The sequence below is a fragment of the Sanguibacteroides sp. AM78-02pH3A genome (assembly GCF_027666085.1).
Lineage (GTDB): Bacteria > Bacteroidota > Bacteroidia > Bacteroidales > Marinifilaceae > Gabonibacter > Gabonibacter massiliensis.
The window spans coordinates 52,951-71,551 of record NZ_JAQEHX010000001.1 but is presented as its reverse complement, the minus strand read 5'-3'; the positions used below and the strand labels follow the sequence as shown (position 1 = coordinate 71,551).

Below are 18,601 nucleotides of genomic sequence, written 5' to 3'. Positions count from 1 at the left end.
ATTTTTTACTAATATTTTAGAAAAACGCCCGGTATTATCTTATACATAATAGGTTAGCAGAATAAAAAAAACGGAATCTTTCAATTTTTCCCGCAAAAATTTAAAACTCCTGTTTTTTTGAGTTTTCACCGTGTGTATCGTGATCCCCAACTGGTCAGCGATCTCCTGCCCGGAGAACCCCTTAATACTGAGTAACATAATTTTCCGTCTGTCTTCAGGCAACTCATTAATATAACGATACAATTGCCTGAGTAATTCCTCGCGTACCGTATCGGCAAAAACCTCCTCTGAAAATTCTTCCTGGCATTCCCGTAACATTTGCCGTAAATGCTGTTCTTTACACTTCAAACTTCGAATATGCATCATGGCCTGATTATAAACAGCCCGATACAGATAAAAGGTAAAATCGCCCACCTGTTCAAACTTTCTATCCGATCGCCAAACGTTACACAACACCTCCTGCACCAAATCTTCTGAAACAACTACATCTTTAATCAACCGGTTCGCATAGGCACATAAAGCCGCATAATAAGAGACATAGACACTTTTCCATGCCTTCACGTCTTTCTCATTAACACCTTGAAGAATCTGTTCCGGATTTATAGACATAACACATCATCACAGAGTAAAAACCATGATAAACAAAAGTAAATATTAAATCGGATTACTCCAAACCTTTGCTCGTATCCACCAAAAAATTCCGAACGGCCTCCTGCAGCTCCTTCGGAGTACAAGTATAATGATTAATCAGTACGGTAAAAGCCAGTTCCTGCCCGTTTCTTGTTTTCAAAAATCCGGAAAGGGTGCGCACACCGGTAAAGGAACCGGTTTTTGCTCGCAGGTTATTCCGCAAAACAGGATGATCGGCATAAATAACCAGTCCGCCATCCACTCCCCCTTCAGGCAAAGAAGCCCAGAAAGACTTTCCCAAATGCAGACGGCTCCATAACAAAAGATCGGTAAACACTTCCGCGGGAACAGCATTTTGCATAGAGAGCCCGGAAGCATCTTTTAAAATAATTCCGGCCGTATCAATCGCCATTCCCGCTAAACGCTCCTTTACCTCCTGTTCGAAACGGTCAGAACTGACCAACTTACCTAAAGCTTCCGCAAATAAATTTATGCTCCTCTTATTCGTGTAAAAAACAATCTCTTCTACGGTCGGAGAGATAAAAGTATGCAGAGGATGCACGGAATCTCCGGATACGGACGTATCGCTTATTGCTATTCCCTGTCGTCTCAACCGTCTCTTCAACTCATCACAAAAGGTTTCAGCAGGGCGATGCATGGCTCCCTTCACTTCAAAGGAAGAAGATTTCGCGGTGATATTTCCTTTTAACAATAGTTTCCCCGTGTAAGGACCGCCATAAATCCAAACCTCCTCTTTTTTCAGATCGGAAACCGTTACCCGATTTACAAATTCCACATTTATCGAAGGAACTACAGAAATAATTTTTGCCATTCCCGCAGTTCTTTCCGGTCTCAACGTAACAGTATATAAATTGTCCCGATAATTAAAAGAATGATAAAGCGCCCCGTAATAATTGGCTATATCTTCCCATAACCAAGACCCCGGAATTTCCACTCGAGCCTGTTCACGAATGACAACTGTCCCCACTATCCGATGGATCCCCAATATCTTTATGGCTTGAATAAGCGTATCCATAAAACGTCGGGCAGGGAAGTAACGGGAATCCAAACAAGGATCTCCTCCCGCCTCAATCACAATATTTCCTTTCAGAATCCCATTCGCTAACTCTCCCGTATAGGTGACGGGGGTAGAAAAAGTATAGGCCGGACCCACCTTTTGCAAACTCAGAGCCGTACAGAACAACTTTGTAACAGAGGCAGGTATTAAGGCTGTTTCCGAACGATATGCACTTATGATTTTTTGATCGCCCACCCGCTTTACAGATATTCCGATAGCAGCATGCTTTAAACCGGGTGTAGAGAGTAATTTTTGCAATGCACTATCGACCTGAGCCGAAAGCGGAAAAACGATCAGCCCGCAAAATAATAAAGTATATAAAATCCGTTTCGGCATCCCAAAAATTCAAACTTCCATTGATTTCAAAATATTCTCTACCTCCTCCTCCGTCTCGTGCAACTTAGCTTTACAAAAAGCAATCAGTTGGGAAACCCGCTTCACCTTCTCTCCCAATTCATCTATATCTAATTTATTATCTTCCAACTTACTGACAATACTTTCAATCTCGGCCATAGCCATTTTATAGTTCAATTTCTCTTCCATACTCTTCTTTTTTATTTTTTATTTCGCTCGTTATTTTACCATGATACAATTCCGTCTCGATCACATCTCCCGCTTGTAAACCGGTAATGTCTCTTACTGATTTTCCATTTATCCGGGTAATCGAAAACCCGCGTTCCAATACATTTTTCGGATTCATATACCTCGTTTGGGCCTCTGCCATCTCCAAACGATGGTTTTGATAAGAAAAGCAATTGCTCACTCGTTGTTCCAACTGCCTACCGTAATTCTCCAGCAACATGGTCTGACGCCCTAAACTCAACCGCACCTTTCCTTCCGCACGTGTTTTCCATTGCTCGAATCCGCCCAGTTGATTCCGGATAAACAACTTTGAACGATGTTCTGCCTTTTGTAACTGAAATACCAGGCTATTTTTCCGGTTATCCAAAAGAGCACGGGTAAACTGCCTGAAATTGGAGACCAATACGTATTGTTTATTTTTCTCCTCGGCCAACCGTCGATTTACATTCATCCTCCATCGTTCCCGCAAATCTTCTATTCCAGCTTCCCTTGCCTGAAACTGCTCAATCAAAAAGGCTGCTGCTGCTGTCGGAGTTTTCACGCTCTTAAAAGCGACCCTATCTACAATTGTCTCATCCCGTTCGTGACCGATTCCGGCAATAACAGGTAGCGGAAACTGAGCCACGTTTGCCGCCAATTCGTAAGAATCAAAACTCCCCAAATCGGTTTGAGAACCTCCTCCCCGAATAATCACGACCACATCGAACAAAGAGTCGTATTCATATACCCGTTCCAAAGCCGCAATCACAGACGCTGTCGTATTTTCTCCCTGCATCACTGCCGGGAATAACTTTGTATGGAAAGCATAACCGAAAGGATTCCGATGCAACTGATCTACGAAATCTCCATATCCGGCGGCTGTCGGAGAAGATATAACGGCAATAACTTTAGGTAAGGGAGAGAGTTCCAATTCCCGGTTCATATGGATAACTCCTTCCTGTTCCAAGCGATCCAGTATCTCTTTTCGTTTCCGCTCCACATCTCCTATGGTAAAGGTAGGATCTATATCGCGAATGTTCAAAGAATAACCATAAACTTCATGAAACACGACCTCCACACGAACCAACACTTTCATTCCCCGTTGTAAAGATTTTCCCGTGGTCGTTTCAAAATAAGGTTTTAACAAGCGATACGTGAATGCCCAAATCGTCGCCCTGGCCGTGGCAATAATCGCATCATCCTCTTCCCGTTTCTCCACCAACTCGATGTAACAATGTCCCGAACGATTCTCTTTGATATCAGCAATTTCCGCCACAATCAATATCCCCTCGGTGAAACTCTCCTTCAAAGTCTGTTTCACCAAATTATTCAGCTGATATAGCCCTATAGGTTCCATCATCTCTTTATTCCAACTCTACCGTTTTATTCAATTCTTCGATGTAATCCAAAATTTCCATGCGACCGATCCCCTTTTCCGACGAAGTCAAAAAAGCCTTAGGCAGACTCTCCCATTGTTCGGACATGATTTTTCCGTATTCCTCTATGCAAGTTTTCTGACGGGTTACGTTTAATTTATCGGCCTTCGTAAATACCATAACAAAAGGAACCCCATTCTCTCCCAACCAAGCCATAAACTCCAAATCAATCTTTTGAGGTTCATGACGACTGTCGATCAAAACAAACAGACAAACCATATTTTCCCGTTTCAGAATATAGTTTTTAATCATAGGTTCAAATTTGTTCCGTACCGATTTTGCAGCTTTCGCGTAACCGTATCCCGGTAGATCGACCAAGTACCATTCATTATTAATCAGAAAATGATTGATCAACTGTGTTTTCCCGGGAGTACCGGAAGTTTTGGCCAACTTACTATGGTTTGTAAGCATATTGATTAAAGAAGATTTTCCCACATTAGATCGACCGATAAAAGCATATTCATGCTTATCAGGAACGGGGCATTTATCCACCTCCGTATTACTCATTACAAATTTTGCGTTATATACTTCCATAATCTTTTATTTTAGACTTTCAAAAATACAAAAAAAGAGCCGTCCATAAAATAAATTTCCAGCTCTCTCTTTTTCTATATAAAACAAAAACGCTTGTTTTTATTAATTTCCCGCAGAAGAACGTCTGAAATTCCTCGGTTTCTTCGGATTACTCCCCGGTTTCCCTCTCCGTTTCCCCTCTACTTCCTTCTCACGTTTTCCGCTATCCCTACGTTCAAAACGATCTCTTCCGGATCTTCCGCTACGGCCCCCCCGGCTTCCCCCTCTATCCCTATCACCACCTCTCCCACGGCTACTTTGACCGCGATTGGATATCGCTCTGATGGTTAAAGGAATTCCATTGAATATCGCCCTACTGAAATCCGATGCGAAATCCGCAGCACTCTCCTCGTCGATTTCAAACTTCGTATCCGTATCGTAAATCCGGATTCCTCCTACTTCCACTCCTCTACGACGCGAATGCTTATTAATCAAGGCCATCAGATCTTTAGGAGTTAATCCGTCTTCCCGACCAATATTCAACGAAAAAGCACTAAAGACTGTGTCACCGCCACGTCCCCGGCGTTCGCCTCTTCCTTCCCGTCCTCCGCGTTCACTACGCTCTTTTTCCGTCAAGTTAAGATCCTCCGTATTTTTATACTTCTTCAACAATTTACCGAACTCGAAAGAGACCAAATGCTGAATCAACTCCTCCTTCGTATAATCGGCAAATTTATCAAACACGGTCTGCTCGAAATTCTCCAGGTTATCCTGTTGCTCTGCCGCAAGTATCTGATCGGCATAATAGGCTAATTGAGCTTTACAAATCTGATCTCCCCCGGGAACCTGTTGATAAACGAACGTTTTCTTCAACATGTTTTCGATACGACGCAACTTACCCTTCTCCTTGGAGTGAATGATAGCAATAGAGATACCCTCTTTTCCCGCACGCCCCGTTCTACCGCTCCGGTGAGTATAACTTTCGACATCATCGGGCAAATTGTAATTAATAACATGGGTCAGACAATCCACGTCCAATCCCCTGGCAGCCACATCCGTAGCGACTAACACTTTCAGTCTTTTGGAACGAAAAGCGGACATCACGTTATCACGTTGAGCCTGGCTCAGGTCTCCGTGCAAAGCATCGCAATCGATCCCGTCCCGCTGTAAATGTTTGGCTATCTCACTTGCATCATTTTTAGTCCGCGTGAAAATAATGGCATACATATCAGGGGCACAGTCGATTACCCGACGTAATGTTTCATAACAATCCTTCGCCCTCACCATATAATAGTGATGCGATACCGTATCAGCTCCCTGGTTTTTCTTGCCTACGGCTATCTCTTTCGGATTGATCAAATAATTTTTAGCAATCCGTTCTACCTCCTTCGGCATTGTCGCCGAAAACAGATAAGTATTCTTATCCTTAGGAGTCTCCTCCAGAATAAAATTCAGGTCTTCCTGAAAGCCCATATTCAACATCTCGTCCGCCTCATCCAAAACTACGGCAACCACGGATTCGATATCTACAACCTTCCGTTTTAACAAGTCTACCAACCTTCCCGGTGTAGCCACGATAACATGAACGCCCCGTTCAATCTCTTTGATCTGCCTGCGGATATCCGTACCCCCGTAAACGCAAGCGATTCGAATATCCTTACGATATTTGGAGTAGTTTTTTAAATCATTTCCGATCTGCACACACAATTCTCGCGTAGGACTCAAAACCAGGACCTGGGTGTTTTTCCATTCCGGCTCGATTTTTTGCAATAAAGGCAATCCGAATGCTGCTGTTTTCCCCGTTCCAGTCTGGGCTAAAACTACTAAATCATTTTCTTCGCCCAAAATTACAGGGATCGTCTTCTCTTGTACAGGACTCGGTGTTTCAAAACCTAAATCTGCAACTCCCTTAAGAATTTCCCCGTCTAAACCTAATTCTCTAAATTTTTCCATTAATGTAATTAAATTAATTCCATGATGCCACTTGTAATCCTTTGTCCATAATCTCCAATCACAAACAACAAATTACGATTATTTTTCCGCATCATATTCTATCTATTTTTATTTGTCTCCGAGTATACGCCGGAGTCGTTTCCAATTCTTTTATCTTCTCTTGCGGCAGGTCCGGTTGCAAAATCACATCCGATTCCTTCAATATGACCTGCACGTAATCCTTCACGCCATCCTTTATTTTCTTTATCCGTTCCGGATCTTCTTCCGTTTCCGACATTGTTACGGGTATCCCTCCTTTGATAGGTGCGGTAAAGGTATTTTCCACATCAGTGGTAGAAAAACCGGTGGCAATTATCGTTACGGATATGGAATCTCCCAAAGATTCATCCGTACCGACCCCCCAAATGACAGCGGCATTATCTCCTACTTCCTTAATAATATAGGATGTTATCTCGCTCATCTCATCCATTGTAATTTCATCCGTACCGGAAGTAATATTCAACAAGATATTACTGGCTCCCAAAATATCACTCTTATTCAACAAAGGGCTGTTTAAAGCATCGACAATAACCCTTTTGGCCCGGTCTTCTCCCGAAGCCTTTGCCGCCCCCATGATAGCGATACCGCTATCGGTCATAACAGTTCTCACATCGGCAAAATCCACGTTTATATACCCCGGCAAAGTGATGATTTCAGCTATACCCTTTACGGCCGTATTCAATACATCATTAGCCTTGGCAAAGGCTGTTGACAAGGTTTGCGAACCATAAATCCGCTGAATCTTTTCATTATCGATAATGATTAACGAATCCACATAGCCCTTCAGCCTCCGTACTCCTTCCCTTGCTTGCTCCAAACGTTTCGGGCCCTCAAAACGGGAAGGGATGGTAACGATCCCCACGGTAAGAATCCCCATCTCCTTGGCAACCTTGGCAATTACCGGAGCTGCTCCAGTTCCGGTTCCCCCCCCCATAGCTGCCGTAATGAACACCATTTTCGTGCTGTTTCGCAATAACTCTTCTATCTCCTTAAAACTTTCATTGGCAGCAGCCTCTCCCACTTCCGGACGGTTTCCAGCCCCACGGCCTTCCGTCAAAGCTCTGCCCAACTGAATCTTTATGGGAACCTGACTATGTTCCAATATCTGATAATCGGTATTACACAACACGAAATCTACATCGCAAATCCCTTGTTTATGCATGTATTCGACGGCATTACCGCCTCCGCCACCTACTCCGATTACCTTAATAATCGTAGGGGAAATTTCGTTCTGGTTAAAATTTATCAATCCATCTACCATGATCATCCGCTATTACAATTCAGTATCTCTACTCATATCTTCACTAAACATTGTTCCGAGTTTACGTTTAAACCAACTGTCCACATCGGGAACCTCGTTTATTCCCCGCTTCCGGTTTCGAGCCGGATGCTGTTTTTCCCGAACTTCTTCCTCGAAATCTTTCTCCTCCTCTTTTTCTATAGCTTCCATCTCTTTTCGTTGTCGCTCCCGTTGCAAACGTCGAAGCCGATTCTCCTCCTGCTTCTGCTTACGCTGTCGCTCTTCTTCCTCCAACTTCTTCGGATCTACCACCTTCAACTCAAGGTCTTCTATCTCCTCTACCTTAAAAGAGATAGGCGAACGCTTCGTATCCACAGGAACACCATTAAAACCGGTAGCTATAACCGCCACACGTAATTCGTCTCCTAACGAATCATCCTTTCCGGCTCCCCAAATTACATTAACATCGTAACCGACCAACTCTTTCAGGTAATCGGTTATCAAAGTGATCTCATCCATCGTGATCTCCTTGTCCCCGTATAACATATTCAACAATATATTGGAGGCTCCCCGTATATCATTACTATTCAATAGAGGAGATTCCAAAGCCATTTTGACGGCATCCAATGCCCGATTCTCACCTTCCGCTTCCCCGGCCCCCATCAACGCCACCCCGCTATTTCTCATGACCACTTCCACATCAGCAAAATCGACATTAACAAAACCCTTTAGCGTGATGATTTCAGCTATGCTCTTGGCCGCAATAGTCAAAACATTATCAGCCATTTCAAAAGCTTTGGACAACTTCAAATCCCCATACATATCGCGTAATTTCTCATTACAGATAATCAGTAAGGCGTCCACGTATTCTACCAATTCATCCACCCCGGCCATAGCCTGTTCTACCCTCCTTTTTCCTTCAAAATTAAAAGGTATCGTAACGATTCCAATGGTCAATATCCCTAATTCTTTGGCCTGTCTGGCAATAATGGGAGCTGCTCCCGTTCCGGTACCTCCTCCCATGCCGGCTGTAATAAAAATCATCTTTGTATTACGCTCGAGAATCGTCTTTATGTAATCCAAGCTCTCCTCTGCCGACTGGCGTCCGCGTTCCGGCAAACTTCCGGCTCCCCGGCCTTCTGTCAACTCCTTTCCGATCTGTATCCGGTTCTTGACAGGACTAATCCGCAAGGCTTGTATATCCGTGTTACAAATAACAAATTCGACACCTCGAATTCCTTGTCTGCACATGTGATTCACGGCATTACTCCCGCCTCCTCCCACTCCGAACACCTTGATGATCGACTCCTCCTGTATCGGGGCATTTAACTCCAGCAAAGTACCTTCACTAAACATAACTGAAACCATTAATTCGTTAATCATTAAAAAGTTCTCCGAACCACCTCTTCATCCGACTTCCGGACTTTTTCTGCTCTTTCCGCTCGCATCGCAGCAAACCCAATGCCGTTAAATACTCCGGTGTCTTCAATAAAGCACCTTTTTCCGACGACACATTTACGGCCCGAGCAACTCCCACGCTATGACCCGACAATTTCGATAATAAGGTATCCACACCGACAACACGGCTTCCACCTCCGGTCAATAAGACTCCTTCATCGAGATCTTCGTAACAACCGCTCTGCTGCATTTGGAATATGGCCCCTTCTAAAATCTCTTCCAAACGACACTGTTCCACGTAAGCCAAATTATGACTCTCTATACAATATTTTGTTTCGGGAATAATAACTTTTCGATTCTTGCATTCGGCCCGAAGAGCCATTCCGTATTCATGTTTTAATTTTTTAGCCTTTTCGAGATCCCGAATAGAAAAAGCCACATTCAAATCCGATTCGATCGTACGGCATCCTAACGGCAATTCCGAATAAAACAAAACCATTCCATTCTGGAATACAACGATTTTCGTACTTTCGGCTCCTAAATCGACAAGGGCAAAATTCTGATTCTCTCCTGGCTTGGTCACCAAAGCACTCGTCACGGCCCGAACGACCGAATAAATTTCCAAATGTTCGACACCTATACTCGAGAATAATATTTTCAACTCCTCTAACATCTCCTTCGATAGAATGAAAACCTGATAACGTACGTCCAAACGACGTGCCGAATATCCGACCGGATCGTTTACGACCTCCTTATCTATAAAATAAGCCATCGGAACGACATCCACAACGACCTCGTTTCCATTCTCCAAAGTATTCCTACACCTCTTCTCCAACTCAACCAAATCATGCTGGGTCACCCCCTGCGACTTGGCATATTTTAAACTTTCCCTATCCTCCAACACTTTCACCCAACTCCCCGAAAGCGCAAGGTTCAAAGAATCAATATGCACGGAATGTTCGCTTTCGAATCCATCCAACAATTGCTGTATGCAAGCTTTGGCCCTGAGTTTATCAATTATCTTTCCCCGTTTTATGCCTTGAGACGCAACACTCATGACACCTACAAGACGACAATCATCCCCGGTTTTCTCTGCCAAAGCCATCACCATGGTCTCCGACCCCATATCCAAAGAAGCTACGTATCCCATATCCTTTTATTTTATTTTCTAACACAAACTACCTGATCTTTAAATTTCAAATTTACCTCTTTATAGCGATTCCACCCTTTTTTGGCAATTCCTTGCTTTAAAAAAAGCATCAACTTGTCCATTCTCTCCTCGCAATCATCCACTTTTCCGAGGATAATCTTAAAATCACCTACTTTGGGTATCATTATAATATCTTTATTTTGAAGTACTACAATCTGTTCTATGTAAGCATCCCAAAATGAATGATCCCTCAGTTTTTTCACGAAAGGACATAATTTTTCGCAAGCAAATTTTTTAGTAATGTTACCAGTAGCAACAATAACCCTGGAAGTAAACTTAGAAGACAACGGCATCACTTTTCCGTCCGCATCAACGTAATAACCCTCACCTGTCAATACTCTTAAAACAGGTTCACGTTGTTCTATACCTACATGAAAATAACCATCTAAACTGTAGTAAACCTGAACCGATTTTATCATCGGATTTCTGACAAGTATCCTTTCCAAACTATCTTTATTTACTGTCTTAATACCCTGATTCAGAATTCCTCCATACCCATTCTTTATCATTTTCAAGATATCCTCTTCACCGACGAACACATTCATCGTGGTATCTTTGACAGTAACCCGTACCCCTCTACATGTTACCTCCCCCATTTTTGTCGCTGCAAAGGTAAACACAATTATCAGGTATGCAAGCAATATGATAAATATTATGTAAGGTACGATACGTTTCATGCTACATTTCTCTTTACAACCTAAACACTATACGTCGATTTTCTCCTATCGTTAAAGATTTTCGTAAAAATCGGTATAAAGCGATCGATATCGCCCGCCCCCATTGTCACGAATACTCCTTCTTTCACGTTCTCTTTCACGTATTCCGGAAAATCTTCTTTGGTAACCCTCTTTACGGGTACGGTTACCCGGTCCGCAATCAAAGCCGAGGTCACACCCGGAATCGGCTCTTCCCGCGCCGGATAGATATCCAACAAAATCACCTCATCGGCTAAGCTTAAGCCACGGGCAAAATCAGGATAAAAGTCATTCGTACGAGAATAAAGATGAGGCTGAAAGGCAACCGTCAATCGCTTATCCGGCCACATTTCCCGGATAGAAGAGAGAGCGGCCTCTATCTCCTTCGGATGGTGGGCATAATCATCGATATAGATCATATCCCGATTTTTCACGTGCACGTCAAAACGCCGGGCAACCCCTTTAAAAAGAGGCAAAGCCATCCGAATCTCGTCCGGGGTTACACCCGCCTGCAAAGCCACCGTAATAGCAGCTGTTGCATTTTCTACATTCACCCGTCCCGGAAAACAAAGTCTCAGCTCTTTTATCACACCTTCCGGAAACACGTAATCAAACACATAACTACCGTTTTCCACCCGCAAACGATCCGCATAATAATCCGTCTTTTCTCCTGCCGCGTAAAAACCGGTCACCGCTCGTTGCAAGGTCAGCCCTTTTCTTAAAAACAGAGGACCCTTTGTCTGGAGGGCAAAAGCCTCAAAAGCCTCCAACAGCTTCTCATGCGTTCCATATATATCCAAATGATCCGCATCCATCGCTGTAATAACGGCAACCTCCGGATGAAGGTGCAAAAACGAGCGATCAAATTCATCCGCTTCAATAACCACATAATCCGATTTTCTGTCGATCAGCAAATTCGTTCCGAAATTAGCAGATATTCCTCCTAAAAAAGCATTACACCCCACGTGAGAATGATTTAACAAAAAAGCCACCATCGTCGTCGTCGTCGTTTTCCCATGAGTTCCGGCTATGCACAACGCTTTTTTATCTTTCGATATCAAGCCCAAAACTTCTGCCCGTTTATGCAGAGAATAACCGTTGTCCCGGAAATAAGAAAATATTCGGTTCTCTTCGGGAACCGCTGGTGTATATACCACTAACGTACTCTTTTTATCTTTGAATAAAGAGGTTATTTCCCGAACATCGTCCGTATAGGTAATGGAAAATCCCTCCTCCTCACTCATTTTTCGGGTCAAGGGAGAAGGTGTCTTATCGTAACCTGCAACCGCATAGCCCATAGCCTTAAAATAACGGGCCAATGCACTCATTCCGATTCCTCCGATTCCTACAAAATAAACGTTTTTCATACGCTCGAATTAAAACAATTTTATAATTTCTTTGGCTATGATCTCGTCCGAGTCTTTCACGGCTAATTTCAATATATTGGAAGATAACTCTCTTCTCCGCTCCTCCTGATTCAACAAGTCATATAAAACATTTCCCAGGCGATCCTCGACTTCCGCATCCTTTATCATGACTGCAGCCTCTTTATTCACCAAAGCCATAGCATTCTTGGTCTGGTGATCTTCTGCTACATTAGGAGAAGGCACCAATACGACAGCCTTTCCTAACAAACACAACTCGGATATCGTTCCGGCCCCGGCACGCGCCACTACCAGATCGGCACAAGCATAAGCCAGATCCATCCGTTTCAAAAAGGGTAACAATTTTACATTGGCCGGCCATTTCTCTCCTAATTGTTGTTTCAATGTTTCGTAATAATATCCGCCGCATTGCCACAACACCTGTACGTCTTTCCAATCGGAAATCTCTTTTAAATGTTTCACCACAGCCTTATTGATACTGCCGGCACCCAAACTGCCACCGGTAACAAGAATCGTCGTCCGGCAAGTATCCAAACCATAGAACGTTATCCCCTCGTCCCGTTCTCCCGACGCTTTCAACAGATCCTTACGTACCGGATTTCCAGTGAATACAATCTTGTCTTTTTCAAAAAAACGCTCCATTCCTTCATAAGCGACACATATTTTCTTTGCCTTTTTGGCCAAAATCTTATTCGTAACTCCGGCATAGGAATTTTGCTCTTGCAATACCAAAGGGATTCCGGCATTGGCAGCGACCCGCCCGATGGGACCACTGGCATATCCCCCGACACCGACAACGACATCCGGTTCGAACTCTTTAATTATCTTTTTTGCCTTGCGCAAACTCTTCCAAAGATTCAGCAAAACCTTCACGTTTTCGAAAGTCAGCCGCCTTTGTAAGCCGCGTACCGGTAAACCTACAATTTTATATCCCGCTTCCGGGACCTTTTCCATTTCCATCTTCCCTTCTGCCCCGACAAACAGAATCTCGATCCTGTCATCCAAACGTTTCAACGCATTTGCAATAGAAAGTGCCGGAAATATATGCCCTCCCGTTCCTCCTCCGCTTACGATTACTTTTCTTACCATTTCAAAATCCAATTTAAACTTCTATTTCTATTCATCCTGATAAACAGGCTCCCGTTCCCCGTACTCCTCTTCAATATCCTCCTCTATATCTTTTGCTCTTTTTCTCAGTTTCTCACTTTTCATTCTTTGTTTCTCACGCTCTTCCCGCTCTCCCTCCTCCGAAAACGTATGGCTCACGCTTAAAATCATACCAAAAGCCGCACTCGTAAAGATAAGAGATGTTCCTCCCATACTCATTAAAGGCAAAGGTTGACCGGTAACGGGCATTAAGCCTACGCACACTCCCATATTAACAAGCGCCTGAAACACAATGCTAAGTCCCAAACCTGTTACTAAAATAGCGGGAAATGTCCGGGTACACCGGCGTACAATCACCCCGATCCGATACAGGATGATCAGGTACAAAAGCATAACGACCCCCGCTCCCAATAAACCGTATTCCTCGATAATAATAGCAAAAATGAAATCCGAATACGGATGAGGCAAGAAATTACGCTGTACGCTATTCCCCGGTCCCAAACCGACCAATCCCCCTTTTGCAACGGCAATTTTCGCTTGATCCGACTGATAAGAGTCATCGCTATTAACAGATTCCGGATTAAAAAAATTCACGATACGGCTCTTCACGGTAGCAATACGACCGATTTCTGCCACCTTGGGCACGGTGAAAGCCAATACCAACAGCACTAATATTGTCGCCACAAGAGCTCCGACCGACATCGCTATCAGTTTTAACCGCAATCTACCGACAAACAACATGGCCAAACAGACCAAGCCCATCAACAACGAGGTCGAGAAGTTGTCCAAAAAGATCAGAAAAATGACCGGTCCCGCAACAAACAAAATCTTCTTCAATGCTTCATCGTCACAGCAACGCTCATTCTGATAAAAAGCGATGACCCTGGCACAATACATGATAACCCCCAATTTCGCCATTTCCGAAGGCTGAAAGGTAAAACCTATTCCCGGAATAGTCACCCAACGACCGGCATCATTCAAAGTTGTCCCGGCAAACTTAGCCCATAACAAAAAAATGAACGACATCCCCAGAACAATCTTTGCAAAAGAAAGAAAGTACTTGTAATGAATGGATTGCAAGGTCAGAATAACCACCAAACATCCCGACATCAAAATAACCTGTTTGATCAGGAAATAACTGGTATTACCGCTACGGACACGATAAGCCAAACTACCCGTCGAAGAATAAACGACCATAACGGAAGCAAGCATCAAACCGATAATAACATACCAAAGTATCCTATCACCTTTAAAAGAGAGTTTTTTCCTTAAATCAAACCAGTTCATATCGTTTTATATCACTTTAGGGCTTTTACTTTTTCTTTAAACAATTCTCCCCTATGCTCGTAATTTTTAAACAAATCAAAACTGGCACAACAAGGAGAAAGTAAAACGACATCCCCGGCAACAGCCCTGCTGTAAGCCACGGCAATCGTCTCGTCCAACGAATGCGTATCCACGACCTCACATATACCGGAGAAACTATCTATCAATTTTCTATTATCCATCCCCATACAAATCAACAACTTCACCTTCTCTTTCACTAAATCGTTCAACACGCTGTAATCATTTCCTTTGTCCGTCCCTCCTGCAATCCAAACGACCGGAGCATGCATGCTATCCAAGGCATACCAGGCGGAATCCACATTGGTAGCCTTCGAGTCGTTAATATAAGTCACTCCACCGACTACCGCCACCGTTTCCAAACGGTGTTCCACTTGCGGGAAAGTGGTTAACCCTTTTCTTAAACTCTCGTCGCTCACTCCGGCTTTCAGCGCAGCCAATATTGCAGCCATCGCATTATACACGTTATGACGCCCCTGTATCGTAACAGCTCGTTTCTCTATTCGAAACACCCTGTTTTCCAGGCGAGCGACAATCGCATCGTCTTCTACATAAGCATTTAAACGGGAATCGGAAGAATAAGTGAATCCAACCGCCTCGGGTTCTATTTTCCCTTTTTCCACCCGTTCCCGGACAACGTCACAATCAGATCCGTATATAAACAGATCCGACGGCTTCATATTATTTACAATCCGAAATTTCGAGCCGACATAATTTTCGAATTTATAATCATACCGATCCAGATGATCCGGAGTAATATTGGTCAATATCGCCGTATCGCATTTAAAACAGTACATCCCGTCCAACTGGAAGCTCGACAGTTCGACCACGTATATTTCATGTCGATTTTCCGCTACTTGTGCAGCTAAACTGTTTCCCACGTTACCCGCCAACCCGACATCCATTCCCGCCTGTTTGAGGATATGATACAACAATAAAGTAGTCGTCGTTTTTCCGTTACTCCCCGTAATGCAATACATCTTTGCATCACTGTGACGGCCGGCAAACTCGATTTCCGAGATAATCTCGATTCCTTTCTTTCGAATATTCTGAATTATAGGAATATGATCCGGGATACCAGGACTCTTCACAATCAAATCCGCCGCAAAAATCAACTCTTCCGTATGACGCCCCTCCTCAAAAGGGATCGCTTCTTTTTCCAATATATCTTTATACCTATCCGCCAATTTTCCTTTGTCGGAAAGAAAAACCCTATATCCCAACTTTTTCCCTAACAAGGCAGCACCGACACCGCTCTCTCCTCCTCCCAATACGATTAATTTTGTTTCCATAACTTCCACATTATCTTATTTTCAACGTCACAATAGTTAACACGGCCAAAGCAATCCCCACGATCCAGAATCGGGTAACGATTTTAGGTTCCGGGATGCCTTTCTTCTGAAAATGATGATGTAACGGAGACATCAAAAATACGCGACGTCCCTCTCCGTATTTCTTTTTCGTGTATTTAAAATAACTTACCTGCATAACGACAGAAAGATTCTCCATCAAGAAAATCCCACATAGAATAGGGATCAATAACTCCTTATGGATAATAATGGCAAACACGGCAATGATTCCACCTAATGATAAACTACCCGTATCCCCCATAAACACTTGGGCGGGAAAAGAGTTGTACCATAAAAAACCGATCGTAGCACCAATAAATGCAGCGATGAAAACCACCAGCTCGCCGGAATGCGGTATATACATAATATTCAAATAATCAGCATACACCATATTACCCGACACGTAAGCCAATATTCCCAAGGTGGCCCCGACAATAGCCGATGTGCCCGTCGCCAGACCGTCCAATCCATCGGTCAGATTAGCGCCGTTCGACACGGCCGTCACTATTAAAATGGTAATGACAATAAAAACAATCCATCCCACCTCCTCTGCATATTTGCCCGCGAATACTCCGAACCAGGCGTAATCGAACTCGTTATTTTTAAAAAACGGAATAGTCGTTTTAGTCGATTTAACATCTTTTGCCAATGCTTTAGCCGAATCTTTCGTAGAAAAACCTTCGTCTACCGTACTTACCAACTCGCCGACTTCCGAAAAAGAGACCTTTTCACGAATCACGACACCGTCATTCAGATAAAGGGTTAATCCCACGATTAATCCCAATCCTACCTGACCAATTACCTTAAAACGCCCTTTCAGCCCCTCCTTATGTTTCCGGAAAACTTTGATATAATCATCCAAGAAACCGATTAACCCCAACCAGATCGTTGAAATAATCATCAATTGAATATAAACATTATCCAAGCGGGCAAAAAGAATAACCGGAAGCAAAATAGCCAGCAGAATAATAACCCCTCCCATTGTCGGAGTGCCTTTTTTCTGCATCTGTCCCTCTAATCCCAAATCCCGGATCTCTTCTCCGACTTGTTGACGCTGCAACATACGTATGATACGTTTTCCGACTACCGTGGCTATAAGCAACGATAAAATAATCGCACAGGCAGAACGAAAAGTAATGTAATGAAACATGCCCGCTCCCGGAAAATTTAACTGCTCCAAATAATCAAAAATGTGATAAAACATGGTTATCGATTAAATATTTCTTGTATAACTTCTTTATCGTCAAAATGGTATTTCACCCCTTTTATCTCCTGATAATTCTCGTGTCCCTTTCCGGCTACCAGCACCAGATCTCCTTTTCGGGCCAACATCAAAGCCGTACGGATAGCTTCTTTCCGATCCGAAATAGCCAAGACCTTTACCTCTTCATGCCGGGGTATTCCGGCACGCATCTCTTCAATAATAGCCGAAGGCTCCTCGCTCCTCGGGTTATCCGAAGTCAATATCACCTTATCGCTCAACCGGCAAGCGACCTCAGCCATTTCCGGCCGTTTGGTGCGATCCCGGTCTCCCCCTGCCCCGACAACAGTAATAACCTGATTATTCTTCCCCTTCAGATCCTGTATCGTTGACAACACATTCTCTAACGCATCCGGCGTATGAGCGTAATCCACTATCGCCATGATCCCCGTCGAAGACAACACGGTCTCAAAACGCCCCGATACCGGAACCAACAAACTCATTGCTTGCAAAACCTCCTCATTTTCCAATCCCAACAGACAAGCAGAAGAATAGACTGCCAACAAATTATACGCATTAAAATCCCCCGTGAATTTAGTCCATACCTCCCGGCCGTTCAATGTCAGCAAAGTCCCGTCCAAATGTCGTTCGATGACCTTTGCATTAAAATCAGCCATTCTTTTACACGAATAGGTATATTTCCGGGCAACGGTATTCTGCAACATGACTGTCCCGTTCTTATCGTCTAAATTAGTCAAAGCGAAAGCCCGGGCTGACAATCCGTCGAAAAAGGCCTTTTTAGCTTCTATATATGCTTTGAACATTTTATGGTAATCCAAATGATCGTGCGTTATATTTGAAAAAATTGCCCCGTCAAAATCCAAACCGCTGATTCGTTTCTGATCAATAGCATGCGAACTCACTTCCATAAAACAATACTCACATCCGGCATCCACCATCCTCCGCATCAAGGCATTAATCTCCAGAGCATCGGGCGTCGTATGCGTAGCCGCCACTTTTTCCTCCCCGATGTAATTACAGACGGTAGACAAAAGCCCGGCCTTTCCTCCTAAAAGGCGGATCAATTCATACAACAAGGTAGCCGTCGTCGTTTTTCCGTTGGTACCGGTCACTCCTACCAGCTTCATCTTTTCCGAAGGATTACCGTAATAATTAGCAGCCATCCGTCCTAAAGCATCAGAAGAATCCTCCGTTACGACATAAGTCACATGCCTTGACAAATTCTCCGGTAATTGCTCGCAAACAACTGCCCCGGCACCAGCGGCAACAGCTTTATCTATAAATACATGCCCATCGATATTCACTCCTCGCTGAGCCACAAAAAGATCATTCCTATCCACCTTTCTGGAGTCGAAATGAATAGCATGAACATCTACGTTCAAATCCCCTTCCACGGACAAACAAGCTACTCCATCCAATAGATCTCCTAATTTCATCTCTT

Annotated in this window: 16 protein-coding genes; all 16 read right to left on the bottom strand. The window is 43.7% G+C overall.

Features of this window, described 5'->3' with window-relative positions; all coding sequences use genetic code 11:
* Positions 1–39: 39 nt before the first annotated feature.
* Entirely contained in the window at positions 40–609 is a 570-nt protein-coding gene (locus PGR74_RS00270; protein ID WP_041503973.1) for an RNA polymerase sigma-70 factor, read from the bottom strand.
* 55 nt (positions 610–664) lie between these two features.
* On the bottom strand, positions 665–2,044 hold the full coding sequence (gene dacB / locus PGR74_RS00265) for a D-alanyl-D-alanine carboxypeptidase/D-alanyl-D-alanine endopeptidase (protein WP_041503974.1): 1,380 nt from the start codon (positions 2,042–2,044) through the stop codon (positions 665–667).
* A 9-nt stretch (positions 2,045–2,053) separates the two neighbouring features.
* The gene (gene xseB / locus PGR74_RS00260; protein ID WP_041503975.1) at positions 2,054–2,251 is read right to left on the bottom strand and encodes an exodeoxyribonuclease VII small subunit; all 198 of its coding nucleotides are present in this window, start codon (positions 2,249–2,251) and stop codon (positions 2,054–2,056) included.
* The gene (xseA, locus tag PGR74_RS00255; protein ID WP_235375087.1) at positions 2,229–3,629 is read right to left on the bottom strand and encodes an exodeoxyribonuclease VII large subunit; all 1,401 of its coding nucleotides are present in this window, start codon (positions 3,627–3,629) and stop codon (positions 2,229–2,231) included. The genes xseB and xseA overlap by 23 nt, the downstream gene beginning before the upstream one ends.
* Before the next feature lie 4 nt (positions 3,630–3,633).
* Positions 3,634–4,239, bottom strand: a complete 606-nt coding sequence (yihA, locus tag PGR74_RS00250; protein WP_041503976.1) for a ribosome biogenesis GTP-binding protein YihA/YsxC — start codon at positions 4,237–4,239, stop codon at positions 3,634–3,636.
* Between the two features lie 102 nt (positions 4,240–4,341).
* Positions 4,342–6,171, bottom strand: a complete 1,830-nt coding sequence (locus PGR74_RS00245; RefSeq protein ID WP_041503977.1) for a DEAD/DEAH box helicase — start codon at positions 6,169–6,171, stop codon at positions 4,342–4,344.
* A gap of 91 nt (positions 6,172–6,262) precedes the next feature.
* Positions 6,263–7,471, bottom strand: coding sequence for a cell division protein FtsZ (gene ftsZ / locus PGR74_RS00240; protein ID WP_041504102.1), 1,209 nt, complete (start codon positions 7,469–7,471; stop codon positions 6,263–6,265).
* Positions 7,472–7,483: 12 nt separating this feature from the next.
* Positions 7,484–8,806: a cell division protein FtsZ gene (gene ftsZ / locus PGR74_RS00235; protein ID WP_052634764.1), complete on the bottom strand. Its 1,323-nt coding sequence runs from the start codon at positions 8,804–8,806 to the stop codon at positions 7,484–7,486.
* Between the two features lie 19 nt (positions 8,807–8,825).
* Positions 8,826–9,998: a cell division protein FtsA gene (gene ftsA, locus PGR74_RS00230; RefSeq protein ID WP_041504990.1), complete on the bottom strand. Its 1,173-nt coding sequence runs from the start codon at positions 9,996–9,998 to the stop codon at positions 8,826–8,828.
* An 11-nt stretch (positions 9,999–10,009) separates the two neighbouring features.
* A complete protein-coding gene (locus tag PGR74_RS00225) occupies positions 10,010–10,735 on the bottom strand; it encodes a cell division protein FtsQ/DivIB (RefSeq protein WP_041503979.1) in 726 nt (241 codons plus the stop codon).
* A 20-nt stretch (positions 10,736–10,755) separates the two neighbouring features.
* Positions 10,756–12,120: a UDP-N-acetylmuramate--L-alanine ligase gene (gene murC, locus PGR74_RS00220; protein WP_041503980.1), complete on the bottom strand. Its 1,365-nt coding sequence runs from the start codon at positions 12,118–12,120 to the stop codon at positions 10,756–10,758.
* A 9-nt stretch (positions 12,121–12,129) separates the two neighbouring features.
* On the bottom strand, positions 12,130–13,227 hold the full coding sequence (gene murG / locus PGR74_RS00215) for an undecaprenyldiphospho-muramoylpentapeptide beta-N-acetylglucosaminyltransferase (RefSeq protein WP_041503981.1): 1,098 nt from the start codon (positions 13,225–13,227) through the stop codon (positions 12,130–12,132).
* A gap of 27 nt (positions 13,228–13,254) precedes the next feature.
* On the bottom strand, positions 13,255–14,532 hold the full coding sequence (locus tag PGR74_RS00210) for an FtsW/RodA/SpoVE family cell cycle protein (protein WP_052634736.1): 1,278 nt from the start codon (positions 14,530–14,532) through the stop codon (positions 13,255–13,257).
* 11 nt (positions 14,533–14,543) lie between these two features.
* Positions 14,544–15,881: a UDP-N-acetylmuramoyl-L-alanine--D-glutamate ligase gene (murD, locus tag PGR74_RS00205; protein ID WP_041503982.1), complete on the bottom strand. Its 1,338-nt coding sequence runs from the start codon at positions 15,879–15,881 to the stop codon at positions 14,544–14,546.
* A 10-nt stretch (positions 15,882–15,891) separates the two neighbouring features.
* Complete coding sequence (gene mraY / locus PGR74_RS00200; protein WP_041503983.1) at positions 15,892–17,142, bottom strand: phospho-N-acetylmuramoyl-pentapeptide-transferase; 1,251 nt, start codon at positions 17,140–17,142, stop codon at positions 15,892–15,894.
* A gap of 2 nt (positions 17,143–17,144) precedes the next feature.
* Positions 17,145–18,596, bottom strand: a complete 1,452-nt coding sequence (locus PGR74_RS00195) for a UDP-N-acetylmuramoyl-L-alanyl-D-glutamate--2,6-diaminopimelate ligase (RefSeq protein WP_270516577.1) — start codon at positions 18,594–18,596, stop codon at positions 17,145–17,147.
* Positions 18,597–18,601 lie beyond the last annotated feature (5 nt).